26 protein-coding genes are annotated in these 21,163 nt (G+C 38.1%); 8 read left to right on the top strand and 18 right to left on the bottom strand.

The window, feature by feature from the left end:
• Positions 1-44: 44 nt before the first annotated feature.
• Both AC1M9J_RS05715 and alc read right to left on the bottom strand, forming a co-directional pair.
• Positions 45-545, bottom strand: coding sequence for an ureidoglycolate lyase (locus AC1M9J_RS05715; protein WP_481952014.1), 501 nt, complete (start codon positions 543-545; stop codon positions 45-47).
• A gap of 92 nt (positions 546-637) precedes the next feature.
• A complete protein-coding gene (gene alc / locus AC1M9J_RS05710) occupies positions 638-1,645 on the bottom strand; it encodes an allantoicase (RefSeq protein WP_481607192.1) in 1,008 nt (335 codons plus the stop codon).
• A gap of 212 nt (positions 1,646-1,857) precedes the next feature.
• On the opposite strand from alc, the gene hpxO reads away from it, so the two are divergent.
• A complete protein-coding gene (hpxO, locus tag AC1M9J_RS05705) occupies positions 1,858-3,015 on the top strand; it encodes an FAD-dependent urate hydroxylase HpxO (RefSeq protein WP_481595717.1) in 1,158 nt (385 codons plus the stop codon).
• 32 nt (positions 3,016-3,047) lie between these two features.
• Here the strand turns inward: hpxO and AC1M9J_RS05700 are convergent, their stop codons facing one another.
• The 6 genes from AC1M9J_RS05700 to puuE all read right to left on the bottom strand — a co-directional run bounded on the left by AC1M9J_RS05700 (position 3,048) and on the right by puuE (position 7,837).
• Positions 3,048-3,554: a GNAT family N-acetyltransferase gene (locus AC1M9J_RS05700; RefSeq protein WP_179999697.1), complete on the bottom strand. Its 507-nt coding sequence runs from the start codon at positions 3,552-3,554 to the stop codon at positions 3,048-3,050.
• 95 nt (positions 3,555-3,649) lie between these two features.
• Positions 3,650-4,399, bottom strand: a complete 750-nt coding sequence (locus tag AC1M9J_RS05695; RefSeq protein ID WP_035264928.1) for an outer membrane protein OmpK — start codon at positions 4,397-4,399, stop codon at positions 3,650-3,652.
• Between the two features lie 122 nt (positions 4,400-4,521).
• Positions 4,522-5,880: a nucleobase:cation symporter-2 family protein gene (locus AC1M9J_RS05690; RefSeq protein ID WP_035264726.1), complete on the bottom strand. Its 1,359-nt coding sequence runs from the start codon at positions 5,878-5,880 to the stop codon at positions 4,522-4,524.
• A 34-nt stretch (positions 5,881-5,914) separates the two neighbouring features.
• The gene (uraH, locus tag AC1M9J_RS05685) at positions 5,915-6,241 is read right to left on the bottom strand and encodes a hydroxyisourate hydrolase (protein ID WP_035264724.1); all 327 of its coding nucleotides are present in this window, start codon (positions 6,239-6,241) and stop codon (positions 5,915-5,917) included.
• Complete coding sequence (gene uraD, locus AC1M9J_RS05680) at positions 6,238-6,741, bottom strand: 2-oxo-4-hydroxy-4-carboxy-5-ureidoimidazoline decarboxylase (protein ID WP_481595720.1); 504 nt, start codon at positions 6,739-6,741, stop codon at positions 6,238-6,240. The genes uraH and uraD overlap by 4 nt, the downstream gene beginning before the upstream one ends.
• A gap of 133 nt (positions 6,742-6,874) precedes the next feature.
• The gene (puuE, locus tag AC1M9J_RS05675) at positions 6,875-7,837 is read right to left on the bottom strand and encodes an allantoinase PuuE (RefSeq protein ID WP_481590159.1); all 963 of its coding nucleotides are present in this window, start codon (positions 7,835-7,837) and stop codon (positions 6,875-6,877) included.
• A 240-nt stretch (positions 7,838-8,077) separates the two neighbouring features.
• On the opposite strand from puuE, the gene AC1M9J_RS05670 reads away from it, so the two are divergent.
• From AC1M9J_RS05670 to AC1M9J_RS05660, 3 genes are all read left to right on the top strand, one after another.
• The gene (locus AC1M9J_RS05670; protein ID WP_035264715.1) at positions 8,078-8,437 is read left to right on the top strand and encodes an HPF/RaiA family ribosome-associated protein; all 360 of its coding nucleotides are present in this window, start codon (positions 8,078-8,080) and stop codon (positions 8,435-8,437) included.
• 125 nt (positions 8,438-8,562) lie between these two features.
• The gene (locus AC1M9J_RS05665; protein WP_481595721.1) at positions 8,563-9,105 is read left to right on the top strand and encodes an ankyrin repeat domain-containing protein; all 543 of its coding nucleotides are present in this window, start codon (positions 8,563-8,565) and stop codon (positions 9,103-9,105) included.
• A gap of 12 nt (positions 9,106-9,117) precedes the next feature.
• Positions 9,118-9,885 (top strand): transporter, encoded by a 768-nt coding sequence (locus tag AC1M9J_RS05660; protein WP_481952013.1) that lies wholly within the window; start codon positions 9,118-9,120, stop codon positions 9,883-9,885.
• 61 nt (positions 9,886-9,946) lie between these two features.
• On the opposite strand, the gene AC1M9J_RS05655 is transcribed toward AC1M9J_RS05660, so the two are convergent.
• Positions 9,947-10,861, bottom strand: a complete 915-nt coding sequence (locus AC1M9J_RS05655; RefSeq protein ID WP_035264694.1) for an alpha/beta hydrolase — start codon at positions 10,859-10,861, stop codon at positions 9,947-9,949.
• Positions 10,862-11,004: 143 nt separating this feature from the next.
• On the opposite strand from AC1M9J_RS05655, the gene AC1M9J_RS05650 reads away from it, so the two are divergent.
• Complete coding sequence (locus AC1M9J_RS05650) at positions 11,005-11,442, top strand: DUF2147 domain-containing protein (RefSeq protein WP_035264927.1); 438 nt, start codon at positions 11,005-11,007, stop codon at positions 11,440-11,442.
• 48 nt (positions 11,443-11,490) lie between these two features.
• On the opposite strand, the gene AC1M9J_RS05645 is transcribed toward AC1M9J_RS05650, so the two are convergent.
• Positions 11,491-11,841: a Spx/MgsR family RNA polymerase-binding regulatory protein gene (locus AC1M9J_RS05645; RefSeq protein WP_035264692.1), complete on the bottom strand. Its 351-nt coding sequence runs from the start codon at positions 11,839-11,841 to the stop codon at positions 11,491-11,493.
• A gap of 431 nt (positions 11,842-12,272) precedes the next feature.
• Positions 12,273-13,091 (bottom strand): exodeoxyribonuclease III, encoded by an 819-nt coding sequence (locus AC1M9J_RS05640; RefSeq protein WP_092766525.1) that lies wholly within the window; start codon positions 13,089-13,091, stop codon positions 12,273-12,275.
• Positions 13,092-13,129: 38 nt separating this feature from the next.
• Here AC1M9J_RS05640 and pyrE point away from each other — a divergent pair, with 38 nt between their 5' ends.
• A complete protein-coding gene (gene pyrE, locus AC1M9J_RS05635) occupies positions 13,130-13,780 on the top strand; it encodes an orotate phosphoribosyltransferase (RefSeq protein WP_067727823.1) in 651 nt (216 codons plus the stop codon).
• Between the two features lie 182 nt (positions 13,781-13,962).
• Here the strand turns inward: pyrE and arsH are convergent, their stop codons facing one another.
• From arsH to AC1M9J_RS05620, 3 genes are read right to left on the bottom strand one after another with little or no spacing between them, the layout of a single operon-like run.
• Positions 13,963-14,667: an arsenical resistance protein ArsH gene (gene arsH / locus AC1M9J_RS05630; RefSeq protein ID WP_481595722.1), complete on the bottom strand. Its 705-nt coding sequence runs from the start codon at positions 14,665-14,667 to the stop codon at positions 13,963-13,965.
• 5 nt (positions 14,668-14,672) lie between these two features.
• On the bottom strand, positions 14,673-15,713 hold the full coding sequence (gene arsB, locus AC1M9J_RS05625; protein WP_481595723.1) for an ACR3 family arsenite efflux transporter: 1,041 nt from the start codon (positions 15,711-15,713) through the stop codon (positions 14,673-14,675).
• A 4-nt stretch (positions 15,714-15,717) separates the two neighbouring features.
• Positions 15,718-16,032 (bottom strand): ArsR/SmtB family transcription factor, encoded by a 315-nt coding sequence (locus AC1M9J_RS05620; RefSeq protein ID WP_481595790.1) that lies wholly within the window; start codon positions 16,030-16,032, stop codon positions 15,718-15,720.
• 82 nt (positions 16,033-16,114) lie between these two features.
• Between AC1M9J_RS05620 and arsC the strand changes: the two genes are divergently transcribed.
• Both arsC and AC1M9J_RS05610 read left to right on the top strand, forming a co-directional pair.
• Entirely contained in the window at positions 16,115-16,543 is a 429-nt protein-coding gene (gene arsC, locus AC1M9J_RS05615) for an arsenate reductase (glutaredoxin) (protein WP_481595724.1), read from the top strand.
• A 545-nt stretch (positions 16,544-17,088) separates the two neighbouring features.
• Positions 17,089-17,685 (top strand): DJ-1/PfpI family protein, encoded by a 597-nt coding sequence (locus tag AC1M9J_RS05610; RefSeq protein ID WP_481595725.1) that lies wholly within the window; start codon positions 17,089-17,091, stop codon positions 17,683-17,685.
• Positions 17,686-17,964: 279 nt separating this feature from the next.
• On the opposite strand, the gene AC1M9J_RS05605 is transcribed toward AC1M9J_RS05610, so the two are convergent.
• The 4 genes from AC1M9J_RS05605 to AC1M9J_RS05590 all read right to left on the bottom strand — a co-directional run bounded on the left by AC1M9J_RS05605 (position 17,965) and on the right by AC1M9J_RS05590 (position 21,099).
• Entirely contained in the window at positions 17,965-18,231 is a 267-nt protein-coding gene (locus tag AC1M9J_RS05605; RefSeq protein ID WP_481595726.1) for an immunity protein Tsi6 family protein, read from the bottom strand.
• A 297-nt stretch (positions 18,232-18,528) separates the two neighbouring features.
• Entirely contained in the window at positions 18,529-19,152 is a 624-nt protein-coding gene (locus tag AC1M9J_RS05600; protein WP_481595735.1) for a LysE family translocator, read from the bottom strand.
• Between the two features lie 146 nt (positions 19,153-19,298).
• A complete protein-coding gene (locus AC1M9J_RS05595; protein WP_092766521.1) occupies positions 19,299-19,910 on the bottom strand; it encodes an NAD(P)-dependent oxidoreductase in 612 nt (203 codons plus the stop codon).
• A gap of 250 nt (positions 19,911-20,160) precedes the next feature.
• Positions 20,161-21,099 carry a hypothetical protein gene (locus AC1M9J_RS05590; protein ID WP_481595736.1) on the bottom strand — a complete coding sequence of 313 codons (939 nt, stop codon included), beginning with the start codon at positions 21,097-21,099 and terminating at the stop codon, positions 20,161-20,163.
• Between the last annotated feature and the right edge of the window lie 64 nt (positions 21,100-21,163).

Here is a 21,163-nt window from a genome sequence, read left to right as displayed (position 1 = left end):
GTACAGTGCGATATTAGCTCAGAATTTATGCATACCAAATAACATTATCGATCAATTATTTTAAAAAAATCAAACTGAAACACATCACAATTAGGTCCACTGCCAATCCGATCCACCACTGCAAAATCACTCGGACTTTCCAATGTTAAAAGTGGATGATGCCAAGTCCCCGCCCGATAGTTCACACCTTGAGAGCCATTGGTTATAAAAGCTTGTAGGTTTGAAATATCGGGCTGATCCGCATTTAAGTTTGGTGCAACCACTACTAAAAACTTTTGTCCCTGCATCGGGATGAAAGCTTGTGATCCATGAGGATGACGTTCAAGCATCGAAATTTTGAACGGAATATTGGTACTTTGAATATTTCGAAAAATACTAATCCCGGCTTTGGCATCGCCAATAATTTCAGTGGTCACTAAAGCATGATAGCGCTCTGTATGCGCATCGTTAATATGAAAATAATCATTTCCTTGGCAAGCAATGACGTCACCAAAAGGTGCAAAATTTTCGGAGGTTAAAGGTTGTAGGGTAATGGTATGCATCATAAAATTCGCTAAAAAGATACTGCATTTTCAATTTAGAATTGTGTCGAAAATGCAGTCAAAATAAGATCACTTTAAAAGTAACAAATGCTCAACTAAGGATTTACTTTACCCCAGAGGCGTATACGGCTAATCCCTCCATCAGGAATCATATTCACCCGAATATGAGAAATTTTTTCGTGTCCCAATACTTCATTTACAAAGTTATGAATGTGATCCATTTGCATTGGTTGAGCATCTAATAAGAAAGGCCAAAACATACTTTGTGGAATCAATTGAGGATCCGTTGCATCTTCTATATAAATGGCTTGAATGGACACTTCAGCAGGATAATTTCCTTTAAAGTGGGCTGTATCAATCTCGATCTTTTCAATGTGACCAGCTTGCCCTAAAGCTAAAATACACCAGTCGAAACCGGGTGCACGACGGCGTGCGGTTTCCCAACCATCACCCATATTAACCCCACGTCCTGGATTGATCAGATTACGTGGATGTCCGAAGTGTGCATCACTATAGGCAATAACACGTCCACCATTTTCAAGTGCAAGCAGGTCGAGGGTTTGGCTTTGATCTTGGATTTTAACGCTGACTTCACCATATACGCGGAATCGTGCGATACCCCCATCTGGAAAAATATTTAAACGAAGATGGGTAAAGATCTGATTCATTGAAACTTCAAAGACATGGTGCTGACTTGGTCCCAATATACTATTTGGTAAAATTTGGTGCCATTCAGCATCATCCAAGTTTTCATTTGGTGCATAACACCCTTCTACTGAAGCAGAAGCGGGATAATTACCACTAAAAAAAGTAGTATCAATATCGAGTGCTTTAATTTTACCTGCAACACCTAACTGAACAATCGCCCAATCATAACCACTGTGACGCTTACGACGGGTTTCCCATCCATCCATCCACTTGCCATGATCATCAAATTTACCTTCTACAAAGATAGGCGCATCAAACTGAAGCATACGTTGAGCTTCAGCAAAAAAATCATCAGAACATGTTGTGACTTTTGCACCAATTCGGGCATCTGCAAGGTTAGTAAGTTGCTGTAAATGAGTAGGGATTTCAAATTCCGGTGCCAATAGTGTTGCCATGTCATCTTCCATTATTACTTTAAAACTTGATTCTTATCAAAAGAATGCATTCTTAGAATCGTAATGCGTTGTTATGTCGCATCTGCTTAAGGGCTTTAAAAAGAATGCACAGCATGTGCCAACCTTGCACTTATGTAGCGCTATATTGGTGGAAATGGCACGTTTTTCGCTTTAAGCAGTGGGTTAAAGCAAAAAAAATTGTGGAAGTAAAAATGAATATCACCATTATTGGTGCCGGAATGGCAGGATTAACGACCGGAATTGCGCTGAAGAAATTTGGTCATCAAGTTTCAATATATGAACAAACTGAAAAAATTTTACCCGTGGGTGCTGCGATTTCATTGTGGTCAAATGGTGTGAAATGTTTGAACTATCTAGGACTCACGGATCAAGTCGCTCAACTTGGTGGGAAAATGGATCACCTTGCTTATGTCGATGGGCTCACGGGTGATGTCATGACGCAATTTAGTTTATATCCATTGATTGAAGAAGTCGGGCAGCGACCTTATCCTGTTTCTCGCGCTGAATTACAAAATATGTTAATGGATGAGTTTGGACGTGAAGATATTCATCTTGCAAAAAAAATGATCGGACTTGAGGATCAAGGTGATGACGTCAAAATCCATTTTGCTGACGGAACAGAAATCACCACGGATTTATTGGTCGGCGCGGATGGCACTCATTCGATCACGCGTGCCTATGTTTTAGGTGAGCAAGTTGAGCGTCGTTATGCAGGTTATGTGAATTGGAATGGGTTGGTCGAAATTTCTGAGTCGCTGGCACCTGCTGATCAGTGGACCACCTTTGTAGGAGAAGGGAAGCGAGCTTCTTTAATGCCAGTCGCAGGTAATCGTTTTTATTTCTTCTTTGATGTACCACTTGAATTAGGTTTGGAAAATGATCGTACTCAGTATAAAAAATTACTAAAACAATATTTTGACGGTTGGTGTCCGCAAGTACAAACATTGATTGATGCTATTGATGAACAGCGAACCAATCGTGTTGAAATCCATGATATAGAACCATTTGCAGATTTCTATAAAGGGCGAGTGGTGATTGTTGGCGATGCAGCACATAGTACAACACCTGATATTGGGCAGGGCGGTTGCCAAGCGATGGAAGATGCCATTTATTTGGCTCGGGCATTACAGATTAATACATTGGGAATTCAGGATGCGTTAAGACGTTATCAAAACAAACGTAATGAACGCACTGCTGAAATGGTATTGAGAGCGCGTAAACGTTGTGATGTGACGCATATGAAAGACGAATCGATTACTCGTGAATGGTATGAGGACTTAAGAAAAGAACAAGGACCTCATATTATGAAAGGTATTATCAGTAATATTGTTGGAAATCCTTTGGATTAAGAGATTTTAAATAAAAGGGCTAAATGCCCTTTTTAAGTATTTAGATTCAGTTGGAATAAGACGAGATTGCGCCAAGATCCAAATTTTTGTCCGACTTCTGGTAAATAGCCTGTTTGTTTAAATCCAAAGTATTCATGTAATTTGATGGATGCAAAATTTTCATGATCTATAGCAGCGATCATGACATGAATTTTATGTTGGCTTGCGTGTTGAATTAAATGTTGGAGTAAAGCTTTGCCTAAACCCAAACGTGTAAAATTGGGATGAATATACACAGAGTGTTCGACAGTTTGTCTAAAACCACTGATCGCTCTAAATGTACTATATTCAGCATAACCTGCAATTTGTTGGGTCAGTTCGTTTTCAACCACAAAAATAGGGAAATGATCTATTAGATGCTGACGATACCAATTCTGATAATAATAAATGTCTTGATCTTGCTCATTCCATGTTGCAAAACCATTCAGAATTTCATCGTTGTAAATATCTTGGATTTGAGTTAAATCCTGTTCAGTTGCGAAACGAATTTTAAAAGACATTTTTTATTCTAATCGTCAGTATTTATAACTTTATTTTGATTATTGAGTATAAAAAAAGCAAGACACTAGTCTTGCTTTTTTATTATAAATATCAATTAGAAATGATATTTAACCAATGCGCTTACATCGTTTTGGTCTTGACCTTTTTGACCGAATTTATTGTTCCAAACAGAGTGTTCAACACCTACATACAATTTGGTTTTTGGAGAGATATGTTTACCAACATTCCATTTATATTGGCTTGTCCAGTTCAATTCACTCGCATGACCAGGACCTTCATTTGTAGACCAATCAAGGAATGCATCTGCCAAGAATTCTTCATTGCCTAGCTTGAATGGAACAGCGTAAGTGATCGTCATTTGGTAGTCATCTTCAGTCAAGTCATTGTCAACTCGATAGAAGTTAATATTTGCATATTGCGTGTAAGGAATATCTAAAGCAAAGCCTACGCCATACAAGAAGTTATTGAACTCAGTATTGTTGTTATAACCAGCGTTGTGTTCCCAAGTCGTTGCAATCAATACATCTTTGATTGGACCAGCGCTTAGTTTTTGGCCAGAAACTTCACTTAAACTTAATCGTGGAGCTAATTCAAGGTAAGTTGAGTCGCCATCTTTTCCGCCCCATTGTTGATCGACGAAAAAGAAAACATCCGAGTACTTAAGCTTTGCAGCATATTCAGCAGTGATGGTATAGCGTTCACCTTCTTGTTGAGAGAAAGGGTTTAGGTAGTTATCGCCATAAAGACCAGTTAGGCTGAAATCTTGCCAAACAATTGGACTTGCTTGAGTAAACGCTGCTGTAGAAGCTAATGCGCAAAGTGCTGCGATTTGATTAAGTTTCATAAAAGAATCCCCAGAGAAAGCGGTAACAGAATAACGATTCTTTTGCAAAAATAAAGCCAAAAGTGGATGAAAGGAAAAATTAATGCCCACGTATGCAGGCATTGATACAAAGATGGTTTAAATTAATGATGAGAATCAATTATTTGTTTACTTTTAATACTAATTTTCGGTCCAAATAATTTTAAGTGATTAAATAATATATTGAGGATTATCGCCATTAAGCAGGTTGAGCTAATACCCGAATGGAACAAGGTTTGGACCCATTTTGGGAAGTCGGAATAGAACGAATGGTCAATAATGGGTACCATTCCTGCAGCAATGGAAGTCGCGACAATAATTAAGTTTTTCTGATCGTTATAATCAATTTTTGCCAGTGTACGGATACCACTCGCGGCTACTGTACCAAATAAAACAAGGCCAGCACCCCCAAGTACAGGCACAGGAATCGCTGCAATAAAACGCCCCATCACTGGGAGTAATCCAAGTACGACCAGAATTATCCCGCCAGCAGCGACAACATAGCGACTTTTAATCCCTGTTATTGCAACTAAACCAACGTTTTGCGCAAACGCACTTTGCATAAATGAACCAAAGATCGGTGCTGCTGCACTTGATAACATATCTGCGCGTAGACCATCTGAAATACGTTTTGAATCTACATCGGTACCGATAATTTCACCGACTGCAATAATATCAGCTGTAGTCTCAGTCATAATCACGAGGGTAACAATGATCATGGAAAGTATTGCTGTAAACTCAAAGGTCGGCATACCAAATGCAAAGAAGCTAGGAACCTGTAACCAATGACCTTCCCCAACTTTGCTAAAATCACCAAAGCCAAACATAAATGCTAAGACAGTGCCAAGAATAATTGCCAGTAAAATTGAAAGGCGTCGAATTGTGGCACTGCCAGCCATATTCAATATTATGACAATTGCAAGCGTCGCTAACGCTAAACAAATATTTTCAGCACTTCCCCAATCAGGTGCACTTTTATTGCCGCCCATCATCCAACGCACAGCAACTGGCAGGAGTGATAAGCCTATGATTGTAATTACACAGCCTGTAACAACTGGGGGAAAAAATCGAATAATTTTAGAGAAGTAGGGCGCTAAGAAAAAACCTAAAAGGGATGCCACAATGACGGCACCATAGACTGCCTGTAATCCGCCACCTGTGGTGACAATTGCGACCATTGTGGCTACACCAGCAAAAGAGACACCCTGAACCAAGGGCAATTGTGCGCCAATATGTTTAACGCCTATGGTTTGTAAAATTGTCGCTAAGCCACCGACAAATAAAGCAGCAGCGATGAGTAGCCCAATTTCCATACCTGATAAGCCTGCAGCCGTACCCACGATCAGAGGAGGCGCTATAATACCACCATACATGGTTAAAACATGTTGTAAGCCATAAGCAGCACTTTTACCAGCACCAAGATATTCATGTTCGGGTGATTGTTGTTGTTCGTGTGCAGTCATAATAAATCCCTCTATATTTTAAATTTGCGAGTGCTCAGCTGCCACGATAGGTGGAGTAGGCATAAGGGCTAATGAGCAAGGGAATGTGATAATGTTGGTGAGCATCGTTTACTGAAAAATGAATGACGGCTTTTGGAAAAAAAGTTGGGATGTTCTGCGCTGAGAAATAAGCTTGCGTCATAAATTCGATGCTGTATTCAGCGACATCAATTTGATCGAGTCCAAAATCTGCTGCTGTCACACGTCCATCAGAATTGGTTTTGGCTATCGCTAATAACTCTCCAGACGCAGAAAAAAGCTTAACTTCAACATTACTTGCAGGACGTCCAAGGTGGGTATCTAAAATATGTGAGCTGATCATGCTTGAATTTCCTGTGAGAGGCGCAGTAAAGCAATTTCTAAAAGTTGGCGCTGGACGATTCTTTTTTCAGTCTCAAAATCGTTTAGCAAGCGGTATTCCAATGCAGTCAGAATCTCTTCACTCTTCAAACCAGAAGCTTTAATCAGAAAAATAAAACCGAATTTTTTTTCATAGGCCAAGTTGCCTTTATATAACGCATCTAGAACTTCTTGATCATGTGTGATGCGTGCTTGTTCACGCCTTGAAAAAGTTTGTTCTTGTTCTGATAATTCAAGTTTTGCTTTTCTTTCGCCAATCCTTGGGTGTGTATTTAGGGCTGCTAAAATTTCATCCCATGTCCATGTAATGGCATGTTGTTCAGCATACTTTAATAGTCCTTCTCGTGTGTCAAAAGGACCGTAATGAATGATTTCCTCGCCCCATCGTGGGATATGAACACATTGCAATAAAAATGCTTTCTGATGTTCAACAGATGTTTGATTAAATTCTGAAAGCAACACAATTCAAACCTATACATTGAAACTTTAGGCTTAAATTGCAATAACAATGCCAACGTAGATTTGGTGGAAAAAGTGACTGAAAAAAGATCAAAAGAGCACCTTATAAAGCACTCTTTTTCTCGTGAATGTGAAATTATGGTGCGAAATGATCGATCCAATGTTGCGCAATATCTCCACGACGACAAATCCAAACATGTTCATGAGATTGAACATAGTCTAAGAACTGTTGTAGTGCCTTGAAGCGTCCTGGGCGTCCTAAAAGACGGCAGTGCATCCCAATAGACATCATTTTTGGTGCAGTTCCCCCTTCGGCATACAAGACATCAAAGGCATCCTTTAGATATTGATAAAACTGTTCACCATGATTGAAGCCACCTGCTGAACTAAACTTCATGTCGTTGGTGTCCAGGGTATAAGGAATAATTAAATGCGGATGCAGCTCGCCATTCGGATGGGTGAGCTGTGTCCAAAAAGGTAAATCATCGCCGTAATAATCGCAGTCGTATTTGATTTGAGGAAATTCAGTTAAAAGTTGACGTGTGTTGGGACTATCTCGACCTGTGTACCAACCGATTGGGGCTTGTCCGAATAGCGTTTCAAGTACACTAATGGCTTGATCCATATGCTGCCTTTCGGTCTCAATATCCATATTCTGATAATGCAACCAACGTTGACCATGAGATACCACATCGTAATCCGCAGATTTAATTGCTTCGACCACATCTGGATGACGTGCCAAAGCCATTCCCACACCAAAAATAGTCATGGGTAATTGACGTTTCTTGAACTCATTATGAATACGCCAAAAACCGACTCTTGACCCATACTCATACATAGAATCCATTGACATATGCTTAGCATTAAAACTGGCAGCACCAACGATTTCAGATAAAAATTGCTCTGAACCTTGATCACCGTGCTCAATGTGGTTTTCACCACCTTCTTCATAATTTAAGACAAATTGCACTGCGATACGCGCTTGATTAGGCCAATGAGGATGAGGTGGATTCGCCCCATAACCTCTTAAGTCTCTGGAATAAGGTGCATTTTGAATCGAATCAATAAGCGCCTGTCCGCGTAAGTAAGTACTTGTCACAATGAGTAATCCTTTTATTAATTTTTTAAAATACCACTTGCATATTTTTGAGTTAGGCCCGATATTCAAAGTATAAGGACACGATTCTGCAGACTCAAAAGTGTTCATCATTCAATGTGGAGGGACGTATTCCAAACAGCAATTGAAGATGTTCGATGCAATTAGATTGCAAGCTACAAACGTGCCAAGATAAAAAGTTTTGCACAAAAATGATTCAGAAGAAGAGTGAGGATGATATTTATGAACATAGAAATCCGTACAGATAAGAATATTCAAAACAGTGAGCGATTAATTGATTATGTACGTGCAGAACTAAATACAGAGTTTCAACGCCATAGTGAAAGAATTACCCATTTTTCGGTTCATTTAAGTGATGAAAATGCCCATAAAGGTGGTGCAGACGATATTCAATGTATGATCGAAGCTCGCCCAGCTGGATTAAAGCCAGTCGTGGTCAATCACAGAGGTCATAATATTGACACAGCGATTCATGGTGCGATCGACCGATTAAAGCGTAGTCTTGAACATGTATTCGAGAAAAAAGAGAACCCTCGTGGAGCGCCCATCCAACTGAAAGAAGATGAAGTGGACGTGGAATAGCAAAAAGCCCTTCGGGGCTTTTTTTTTGAATAAAATTTTGAATGAACAGTTTTGATTTATTTAATTGAATAATGATCTGCATTATTAGGCATAATGTGGATATAGATAAATAGTAGAGAAAGTAAATGCTAACAGCACATCAACAAGTGTTTTTACAGGCCTTAGAAGAATTAGACCTAGCACAGGTACAGCGCCTGTTAGCAGAAGGTTTAGATCCAAACTTTATCGCAGGAGAGAAAGGCCCTGCGGTTTCAGTATGGTCAGATACTTTATTTCAATGGTGGGAAGAAATTTGTGAAGCGTATGAGCAAGGAAATGCGCTTTCAACAGAAGAAAAACAACAGAAATTACAAGTACATCTTGATATTCTAGATGCACTGATTGCAGCGAAAGCTAATTTCCATTTATGGGATGCAGAGGAATGTTACGGCCCACTTTGGGATGCTGCGAGTGCTGCATGTGTGCCTGCAGTTCAACGCTTACTTGATCATCAAGTTGATCCTAATACCAAAGACGATGAGGGGAATACCATTCTGAGTTCAATTAGTGATTTATTTTTCGACTGCGATTTTGATACCATTGATTGGTCACAGGCTTTACCGGAAGAACGTGAGACACTCGAGTTATTACGTAGCCGTGGCGCAAAAATGACGAAAGAATTAAATTAATTTGGGTGCCCCATGACAAAATTAAAACAACTGAGCTTGATACTTTGCTCAACTGCGAGTGTAAGTGCGATGGCTGCAGATTTTGCCTTCGATCGACCTGGTACGAGTTTCAGCACAGGCATTACGCCCGTAGGTCAATTGGCATGGGAGCAGGGACTTCCAACTGCACAGTATGTTGAAAGTACTGAAAATGGTTTTAAAAATAAATCATTGCGACTCAATGCTGATGTCCTGTTGCGTACGGGATTGAGTAAGAATACTGAGCTTCAATTGGGTTGGGATGGCCCAGCGTGGGAGCGGACCCGAATCCAAAATCGAACTGATGACCATGATGGTTTAGGTGATGTTTCTGTTGGGATTAAGCATCACGTTGACTTACAAGATGATCAACTGAAAATGGCTATTTTGGCGCAAGCTAAAACCGCAACAGGAAATGATCGTTTTACCCATGTTGATGATATTTATACCTTGGGATCATCTGTTGAGTATCAATATAACGATACTGTAACGACAGGAATAGGAATGTTCTATTCGGCTCAAAATAGTGACTGGTCGGTGACTGCTGTACCTACTATTGGGTATAAAATCGTGGGTAATTTATCGGGCTATTCTGAAGCAGTATTTACCAAGAAAGAAAGCCAAGAGCGAGAGTATGGACTGGCATCTGGTTTAATCTATGCCTTGAATGATCGTGCGCAGTTAGATGCAAGCATCGGTGTAGACCTAAGTGGATCCGATCGAAGTTATCATGGTGGATTTGGTGTCTCATACTTATTCTAAATGAATAAAAAAGGAGTAGCTTACGCTACTCTTTTTTATGTTTACTTCAGTTTTGATTCAATCAGTCTTTATCCAAACGATGGGCAAACTCTGCGATATCGGTCAAAGCTTGCTTTGCTTCATCAAACCAAGCGCTAAACATTTGGAAGTTATGCCACATACCGGTGTATAACTTAAACTCAACATCCACTCCAGCTGCTTTAGCCTTTTCTTCAAATCGCGTAGAGTCGTCTAACAAAATTTCTTTTGAACCCACCTGAACCAATGTCGGTGGCAATCCTTTGAGATCTCCAAAAATTGGGGAAATTTCGGGAATTGAGACATCTACACCTTTAGGAACATAATGATTTATGCCTGCTTCTAAAGCTTCAATTGACAATAAAGCATCATGCTTTTGATTGTAGCGTAGAGATTCACTGGTCAAAGTTAAGTCAAGAAAGGGTGACATTAAAATCAAGCCACTTGGAAGAAGTTTTGGATTTTCTTCTTTTAAACGTAAAGCCAGTGCAAGTGCTAAATTGGCACCACAAGAATCGCCAGATAAAATAATATCTTTCGGTTGAGCACCTTGCTCTACCAATAATTGGTACACATCATAGATTGCTTCTCCGAGATCGGGGAAACGTTGTTCAGGTGAAAGAGGGTAATCGATATGTAGCACTTGCATTTGAGTCCGAAGTGCCATTTCAGTCATCAATGCGCGATGTGTATTTAACGATCCTAAAAAGAATGCGCCACCATGAATGTGAAAAATGAGCTGAGTCGTTTCAGGTTGAGGCAAAATTTCTTCGGCACGAATACCTGCGATTCTTAGTTTTCGAATACTGACATCTTTGGACTGTGGAAAAACACGCGTCATCTGCTCTAAGGCAACACGAAGTACGGTGGGGGGAAGATTAAAGCGACTCGGAAAGCGAAGACTCGTTTTTAAAAAAGACTCTGTTATGTATTGTTTCAAAACCGGATTGATCTTCATTGTTTTTCCATATTAATGAAATTATGTTTATTATCAGCACACAGCATTACAATGGTACACTAAATAGTCACATTCAAAAATTGCTTAAATGTTATCAATTTTTAATAATATTAAAGTCAATTCAGCAAGGGAAACAAAAAACAATGAAAAAAATTGCACTAGCGTTAGGATTACTCGCTTCAGCAGTATTTGCAAATGCTGCAGATCCACTCAATGGTACCGTGTGGAATACGATTGATGAGAAAACTAAAAAAGCTAAAGCTTTTGTAAAATTCACTGAACAGCCAAATGGAACATTGAATGCAACGATTCAGAGTGTTGTCACACCGGGTCAAGAAAATTCATGTACGAACTGTGAAGGTCCCTATCACAAGAAATCTTTAAAAGGTTTAACCATTGTGAAGGGTCTTAAAAATGTAGGTGGAACGAATTACGATGGTGGTTCAATCTTAGACCCACAATCTGGAAAAACTTACAAATTGAAGGGTTCATTGAAAGACGGTGGTCAAAAGCTCGAACTTCGTGGTTTCATCGGCGTATCAGCGCTTGGTCGTAACCAAACTTGGGTACGCGTGAACTAATTTAAGATTCATAAAAAAGCCGAGTAGTTGCTCGGCTTTTTTTATTTCTTATTTCTTTAATGCTTTTATCGCATTCTCATCAAAACCTACTACATAGCCTGATTCAGTAGTGATCACTGGTCTTTTAATAAGGCTCGTATGTGTAGTCAGTGCTTCAATCAAACCCTGTTCAGATGCAAGGGCAATTTGTTGATCTTCCTCAGACAATTTACGCCAAGTCGTTCCCTTTTTATTGAGGACAAGTTCAGCACCAAGATCCTTTAGCCATTTTTGTACTGTTTCAGCATCAATACCTTGTTTCTTATAATCGTGGAACTCATAACTAAGCCCCAACTCATTGAGTAAATCGAATGCTTTTTTCATCGAGTTGCAATTTTTAATGCCGTAAACTTTAATCATCTCTAACAGTCTTATTCATTGTGATCAGTTTAGAGCTTAGCAAAATTTACGCAAAAACATACATGTGATCAGAATATTTTAAATAGGTTTGAAATCTACAGTGTGGCTTCATGGTGGTTATCAATAAAATGGTGGAAAATTTCTTATCTTAAAATTTGTATTGATCTTTTAAATAGAGAAAACCCGCATTAAATCATCCTGATCATGCGGGTCTCAATTCAACGTCCAATGTCTTCATCCTTGGAAAATAAACCGAAATTTATTTTCTTTTCATCCTACGGCTTCCAATCCCTATTGTCATCCTGACATGTCCCTGTGCCGTGCGACAATAATGCACTGAATTAGTCGGAATAAAAATACGTTAACACGACAAGATTTGTGAGCAATTAGCGTGCATTTAGTAAACAGTTGTTCACTCAGTTTGCACGGCACTAAATTTTATAATCGATAATGACAGGGGCATGATCACTAAACCACGTTTCTTTATATACCCATGCATTCACAGTACGATCTTTCCAATCTGGTGAGCAAGCTTGATAGTCAATCCGCCAACCCACGTTCTTGGCACGGGCTTGTCCTCGGTTTGACCACCATGAATAAAGTTCTGCTTCTTTACGCACTTCACGGAAGGTATCGACATAGCCTAGATCATCATAAATATGATCGAGCCATGCACGTTCATGTGGTAAACAACCTGAAGCTTTTTGATTGCCTGACCAGTTCTTAATATCAATGCGTTTATGTACGATATTGTAGTCACCGCAAACAATCACAGATTTACCTTCATCACGCCATTGTTTCAAGATCTGCTTGTATTCATTTAGAAAGTGATCTTTACGGGCTTGTGCTTCTTCACCAGAAGAACCTGATGGTAAATAGAGTGAGCAAATATGAGCTGTTTTCTCTAAGCCTAGATCAAATTCTGCTGAGATAAAACGACCTTGTGAATCAGCCAATTCAAAACCCAGACCATCGGTAACTGAGATAAACGGCAAACGACTATAGATTGCGGTACCAGCATAGCCAGGACGCTCAGCTGGGAATAGGTGTGTATACCAACCTTCTGGCTTAAATTTATCTGTCCATTGTTCGTGTGTAATACGGGATTCTTGCATGCAAATGACATCGGCATCTGAAGTTGCCATCCAGTCAAAAATTCCTTTTTTTTCTGCAGAACGAAGACCATTTACGTTGATTGATACGACACGTAAAATTTTTTGATCACTAGGATAGCTACTCTTTGGTATCATGCTCGAGTTTAACCTCAATTTAATAAATGGAGCACCTCATGACAGCGCAAGCGGCATTTAATCCACAAGCTTTTATCGAACTGGCATTATCACGTGGTGTGCTTAAATTTGGTGAGTTTACTTTAAAATCAGGTCGTGTGAGTCCTTATTTTTTCAACGCCGGTTTGTTAAATGACGGTGAAGCCTTAACTGGCTTGGCTTCTGGCTATGCAGCAAAATTAACTGAATGTGATAATGTTGAAGTGATTTTTGGTCCTGCGTATAAAGGGATTCCATTTGTCGCTGCAACGGCTGTGGCATTGTCACAAAACCACGGTGTAAGTGTACCTTGGGGCTTCAACCGTAAAGAAGCTAAAGATCACGGTGAGGGTGGTGTTTTAGTTGGTGCTTCAGTTGAAGGTAAAAAGGTATGGATCATTGATGATGTGATCACTGCGGGTACAGCCATTCGTGAAGTTGTGACCATTTTAAAAAATGCAGGCGCGCAAATAGCGGGTGTATTGGTTGCGCTTGACCGTCAAGAAAAAGGTCAAGGTGAATTGTCTGCGATTCAAGAAGTTCAAAAAGAGCTTGAAATTCCTGTACATGCGCTTATCACAATGAAAGATTTAATGGATTACTTAGATGCTAAAGGCGACAAAGATGCTTTAGCGAAAATGGAAGCGTACCGTGTGAAGTACGGAATCTAAGTCTTATAAAGTTCTACTTAATATTAATGTGAAACATTGCTTAATAAATAAGCGTGGAACTTGAAGAATCTATAAAAAAGCCCAGATCTATAGGTCTGGGCTTTTATATCGATATAAGTTGTTGATTTGTATTTAATAAAAAATCATTTCGCATAAGGTGTATTATGTTAATTTTAGGAAATTTAAATACTCTTTTGATTCACACGCTTTGAAAGCTCTTCCGCACTTTCTACACGTTCAGAGTAGCGATCAGTTAGATATGAGGACTGTCCCCTAGTTAAAAGCGTAAACTTATAAAGTTCTTCCATCACATCGACGATCCTCGTGTAATAAGAAGAAGGTTTCATACGACCATCATCTTCAAACTCAAGAAATGCTTTAGGAACTGATGACTGGTTTGGTATTGTGATCATACGCATCCAACGCCCTAAAATACGTAATTGATTTACAGCATTAAAGGATTGTGAACCTCCACACACTTGCATTACAGCTAAGGTTTTACCTTGCGTTGCACGGATTGCACCCGCTGCTAATGGAATCCAATCAATTTGAGCTTTTAATATTGAACTCATTGAGCCATGACGCTCAGGAGAACACCAAACCATGCCCTCTGACCATGCTAATAGCTCATGCAGTTCTTTGACCTTTGGATGTTGCATATCACCATCTTCAGGCAGAGGTAGCCCTTTTGGATGGAAGATTTTCACTTCCGCACCAAAATATTCAAGAATTCGACCAGCTTCCTGAACAGCTAAACGGCTATATGATCGATCACGATTTGAGCCATACAGAAGCAGTATTCTTGGAGGATGTTCAAGGTTCTTTGCTTGAACTTTTTCTAAAGTCGGTTTTTCCAAAAGACTAAGATCAATATTTGGTAAGTTCATTAGCTTCATGCCTCTTTAAACACTTTTTTTCTCAGCCATAGCGAAACTGTCACTAAGGCAATCAATACAGGCACTTCAACAAGCGGTCCAATCACTGTTGTGAAAGCCACAGGTGAAGCTAATCCAAAAGTGGCAATCGCTACAGCCAGTGCTAATTCAAAATTGTTGCCTGCCGCAGTAAAGGAAATAGCAGTTGTTTTAGGATAATCGTTACCCATCCACTTACTCATAAAGAAGCTGATGAAGAACATCGCAACAAAGTAAATTGTCAAAGGAATAGCGATCCTAAGTACATCTAGAGGAAGGCTAACCACTTCACCACCTTTAAGACTGAACATGGCTACAATCGTGAATAAAAGGGCAATAAGGCTGATTGGGCTAATCTTTGGGATAAATTTATCCTGATACCAAGCCAAACCATTCTTTTTAACCAAAATCAGTCGGGTTAAAAACCCAAGTAAGAACGGAATACCTAGATAAATAAGAACAGCATGGGTAATTGTCCAAAAGCTCACATTAATGATTTGTGCTTCTACCCCAAAGAATGGTGGTAAGAAGGTTAAGAATAACCAAGCATAAGTACTAAAGAATAAGATCTGGAAGATACTGTTAAACGCGACTAAGGCAGCGACATATTGATTATCCCCACATGCCAGATCGTTCCAGACGAGGACCATCGCAATACATCGGGCTAAGCCTATGAGAATTAGGCCAGTCATGTATTCAGGATAGGCATGTAAAAAAATGATTGCCAAACTAAACATTAAGCAAGGTGCTATTAGCCAGTTTTGAACGAGAGATAATGTAAGGGTTCGCTTGTCCTCAAAGACTTTAGGCAAAGTCGCATAGTCTACTTTGGCAAGTGGTGGATACATCATCAAAATAAGCCCTATTGCGATAGGGATATTCACTGAATTAATGCTTAATTGATCGAGTACCGCAGATGCTTGAGGAAAAAATACACCAATACCTACTCCTAATGCCATGGCAATGAAAATCCATAGCGTTAGATTTCGATCTAAGAATGAGAGCTTTGATCCGGACATTGAATTACTCGCATTGCATAGAGATAGATAAGTTGCTTGCAGGTTTATTCAGTACTTCATCATTTAAGACATTGAGCACTTCATTTACCCATTCTGGTAAATCAGGATTTAATCGGTAATACACCCATTGTCCCTTACGCTCATCTAGCAAAATTGAGAGGTTACGGAGTAAAGCCAAGTGACGAGAAATTTTGGGTTGGCTCAGTTGTAAGATCTCTGTGATTTCACAAACACATACATTCTGTCTTTCTAAAATAATTTTTAAAATATCCAAACGTGTCGGGTCAGATAGGCATTTAAAGAAATCTGCTTGATCCATCATCTACACTCCAATATATGCTATTGCGAATATACGCATATCCATATATAAATGCAATATTATTAAGTTCTGAGTTAATCCAATGTCATCGAAAGTTAAGATCTATCACAACCCAGCTTGTGGAACATCAAGAAATACACTAGCTCTCATTCGAAATACAGGAGAAGAACCTGAAATTATTGAATACCTTCTTACCCCTCCGAGCAAGAGAGAACTGATTAATTTAATTGAAAAAGCAGGGATTTCTGTACGTGAATCCATTCGTAAAAATGTAGAACCCTTTGAAACGCTCAAGTTGGATCAGCAGCACTGGACAAATGAACAGCTCATTAATTTTATGGTTGAGTATCCAATTTTAATTAACCGTCCATTTGTAGTGACTGAATTAGGTGTAAAACTATGTAGACCATCTGAACTCGTTTTAGATATTTTGTCTGCGCCTCAATTAGGAGCTTTTACCAAAGAGGATGGTGAAATAATCATCGATAAAAATGGTAAGCGGATTAAATAAATCCGCCTCATTTAACATAATGGGCGTTATGCGAAATGAAGCTAAAATAATTATTTAAAATCAAATACTTAAAAATTTCCACCCACTCCGAAAAACAGAAAAAAACCGACTGTGAAACATGTCGGTTTCTTTTTGAGCATATTTGTCATTTTTTGCCAATAAAATCGGTTAAAAAACGATCAAAAAACGCAATTCCCTATAAGATATATGCCTTTTAAGATCAAATTCATCCCCAATTTCTGCGGACAACTTTCGGGATAAGTTTTAATCAATTTTGTACGCCTTGGCTCACATTCATTCAGGTATTTTGCGTCTATACCAATCCCCCTCAATTTTCTATGATGAACACATAGAGAGCAGGATGCTCCAGATAACAATAAGAAATCGTAGCAATGGGATATGCAGGTACGACAGGAGTTATACCAACGCATCAAATACGTAAAAAAGCCCAACAGGATGTTGGGCTTTTTTTATGTCTGAAAAATAAGATATGCTAATTTTAACTATGAAGCAGCCGTATCACAGACCTTAAAAGGCTTAATTAAATGCATATAACTATTTTAACTTTTGATCAATTTAACGAACTCGATTCATTCATTGCTTTAGGAATTTTAAATCGAATTAAAAAGCCTGATTGGAAAGTCAGTATAGCTAGTGATAATAAATATATTCGTTCCATGAATGGAGTCTTAATAGAGTCACATTGTTCTTTAGAAGAAGCCAATGAAGCGGATGTAGTCCTTATTGGAAGTGGAATGAAGACACGAGAAATTGCAGTAGATCAAGACATAATGAGCCTACTAAATCTAGATCCAAATCGGCAACTAATAGGTGCTCAATGTTCTGGAACATTAATTCTTTCAAAACTAGGGTTGCTCAATAATATTCCAGCATGTACCGATGTCACTACAAAACCCTGGGTAATAGAGTCTGGTACATCAGTTCTAAATCAGCCATTTTTCGCTAAAGACAATATTGCTACAGCAGGTGGGTGTTTATCTTCTGTCTATCTAGCTAGTTGGGTAATTGCTCGACTAGAGGGAGTTGATGCTGCTAAGCAAGCTATAGATTACGTAGCTCCTGTAGGAGAAAAAGAATATTACGTTCTTAAAGCTATGAGCAATATTGCCCCTTACCTTTAATTTCGTATAACAGTCATTATGTTAAATAGGTTTCTATGACGCCCATCTTTTAAACTCATTAGCTATAAATTCATAAGCATCACTTTCTTTTTTCGAGGAAAATATTAGTTCAGGTTTATCCCTCTCAGTGTAATAAACACACCACTCTGCATTTTGTTTTAAGACACTAATACATTCAGAGTTTTTGATTTCATCGAAAGAGTAATTGCTATGATGAATTCCCATATGCTCCAATAATTTAATAAGCTCATTTCTGGTCATTGTAAAATTCTGAAATATCTATTCACTTAACATTATTCTAACTTCATTAGCTACTTGATAAAAAATTTCAGAAGTTTCTAGATCCAAAGGCTCTATTTCTCTAGCTGTTTGAACACCAATAATAATTGACTCTAATTTTAATTTATCTATGCCACTCGTACTTTCACAAGAGATAAGATATTTAAGTTGGTTCCTAATTGATGATGTAACCTCTAAATCTGGAAATTTTTGAGATAATTTTTCACAATGCTCTAAGGCAACTTTAAATAATTCAATCCTTTTCATGGTCACTATTAATAATTAAATATTTCTAAAATTAACATAATACACCTTATGCGAAATTCTTATCTGCATCACACAAATTACATTTTTACGTTATGCCCAACTTTTCATTCAGATCTTGTTACCTCATCGCTCAAGGACGATTTTGCCACGGTGGGGCATATGCAAATGTATAACCTGATCGCAGGCAAGAATCATCTACTCAATGATTTTTATCTTCTGAATAAAAGACGATCATGGCGGGTTGCATCATTAGAAACCTCGGGAATAAATATATTCATAAATTGTAGTTTAAGTAAGTTAAAGAGACTCATAAAAGAGCGCTGTGCTGAATATCCCATACCCAGCGATGGTCATGAGGATCGCGCCACACAAGGCTAAGATTTTTGAATAAATACGTTGTTGAGAAATAGCGTTAAACCCTAAATAGACTAAAGATAGTACGACAAAATCCAAAATGATCCATGTGATGATTAACAGCGTCAAACTTAAATCTATATTTGGCGTAATTTGAATAAACTGCGGAAAAAAAGCAGTGAAGAAAATAATATCTTTAGGATTGGAAATACCAACTAAAAAACCTTTGGAAAAACCACTATCGATCGGCTTGATCTTTGAAGAGGCAGTTTGATTGTGCTGAAAAGTTTCTCTAAGAATTTCAAAACCTAAATAGCCAATGTAAAGACATCCTAGGACTTTGATGACATTGAAAATATGCTCATTAAAATGCAGAACACCCTTAAGTGCAAGAATTGAAAGGGTAATTAAACATAGTGAGGCAACATTAGTACCTAAAATAGTCTGTAATGCTTTTCGATAACCGCCTTTTGCACCTGCACTGGCCACCAAAATCATAACAGGGCCTGGAGTGGCAATCATAATAATGACGGTGAAAATATATAAAAAATACTCAAGATAGTTCATGAAAATACTAATTTTTAAATTTTATTTATATGAATATTACAACCTCTTTAGATTTCATACATCTCATTTATTTAAAATATTTCATAGAGTGAAATAAATAATAAAAAAGGAAGCTTAAGCTTCCTTTTTTATTATATTATTGAATATTAATAACCTACGCTAAAGCGCTCTTGAATATGGTTATTATTTTCAAGCTCATCACTGAGCGCTACTGCGAAATCTTCTGCAGAGATTTTACTGCCTTCTTCACCAACGATAAGTTCATCTTTACCAGAGCGATATTCACCAGTTCGCTTACCAGGACCGAATTCCGCTGCAGGAGCAATAAAGGTCCAGTCAATGTCGTCCACTTGTTTTAACTTGTCAAAGAACTGAATGCCTGCTTCCGCCTCAGCTTTATATGCATCAGGGAAGTCTTCTGTATCGATTACACGCACATTTTGATTTGGTACAGTTAAACCGCCAGCGCCACCAACAACAATATAACGTTTAACTTTTGATTCACGAATAGCATTAAGAAGTGAATTGATATCAAGACCTTGGAAACGTACTGCACTAATTACAGCATCTTGACCTTTCAGCTCATTTACAAGTGCTTCTTGATCATTTAAATCTAAATCTACAGTTAACACACGCTCTGTATCTGAAACTTTGCTTGTATTACGCGCAATCGCTTTGACGTAGTGTCCACGTGAAACAAGCTCTTCAAGAATACGAGAACCTGCCATGCCTGTTGCACCAATTAAAACTATTTTCATAATGCCCTCATTAAATTTATAACTATGATTATTGGAGTGCTAAATATTTAGTCATCACGATTAAAAAAATGAAATCATGAATGATTAAAATGTAATATTAATTTAGCTTAAAATAAAAAAGATTAATGTATTAAATCTATGTTGATTTATAGTTAAAATAGGAGTGAGAAGTTATTTAATTATTTTAAATGTAAATTTTATGTAATTATAAGCTTGAAAAATATTCATATAAAACCAGTCTAACTTTTATTTATTGTTGAAGTTGGTTTAAAGAAAATCGCCATATATCATTTTTATATCCATAGCTTTCATCTTTCGAGCTTGGTGGATGCTGTAAGATAAAATTATGTAGTTGCTTTTTTTGATCATTATTCAGAACTTCAACAATAGCTGGTTGGTCGACAATTTGATTATTTAAATTCGCAATAATGTCTTCAATCATCTTCGGATTTTTATGCGCAAGTTGTTCTAAAGTTGTGTTATTTCCCTGACCATTTAGCAGATATTGAGAAAGAAATTGTGCTTCGTTTGGTGAGATAGAATTTTGTTGAAGAAGTTCTTGTGCAAGATTGTGCTGAGTTTGGACAGATGCGGTATGCGGTAGGCTAGAAATAAGAACTTGTTTAACCTTTGGATCTAAAGTTGGATCCTGAAAACGTTGCTCTAAAGCGTGACTAATTTTCTGTCGAATCAAATCATTTTCAGGTAGGGATTTTTTGAGTTCATGTTCTCGATCAGTCAGCAACATCGCATTATTCAGTGCGCCTATCGCTAAGCTTTGAATTTTAGGATTTTGATGTGTGAGAAATGGCAAAATTTGTTCAGTTGCTTCTAAAGGATTGAGAGAAGTAAGTTGAGTCAGGATTTCTTCTATTGCATTTTCATCATGCTGGTTTTGTTCAAGGAGCTGAATTAAATCATGTATTTTTTCTTCTCGATTCGCAGTAGATTGATCCAGTTGAAGTAACTTTTTTGCCCATACGGGTAGGTTGCTAGTGTTGAGTTCCATATCTGCACTATTTTCAGACAAGCTAGTCGCACGATCTTCATTGCTTTTTAGCGTTGAAGTATTATTGTTTTGATTTGATATGCTTTGAGTCGTATCTGCTGTCGATTTCAAATACACCCATAAAATTACTGCACAGATCACGAAGATCAAAATAACCAAAAAAATATTTTTCTTATTCATAATATTAAGCTGTCGTTGCCTTCAACATCAGAGATGTGAAGGCAATATAATGGGAATGATTTAT

It is taken from the genome of Acinetobacter sp. ANC_7588 (genome assembly GCF_056783995.1).
This window is presented reverse-complemented; position numbering and strand designations above follow the sequence as displayed.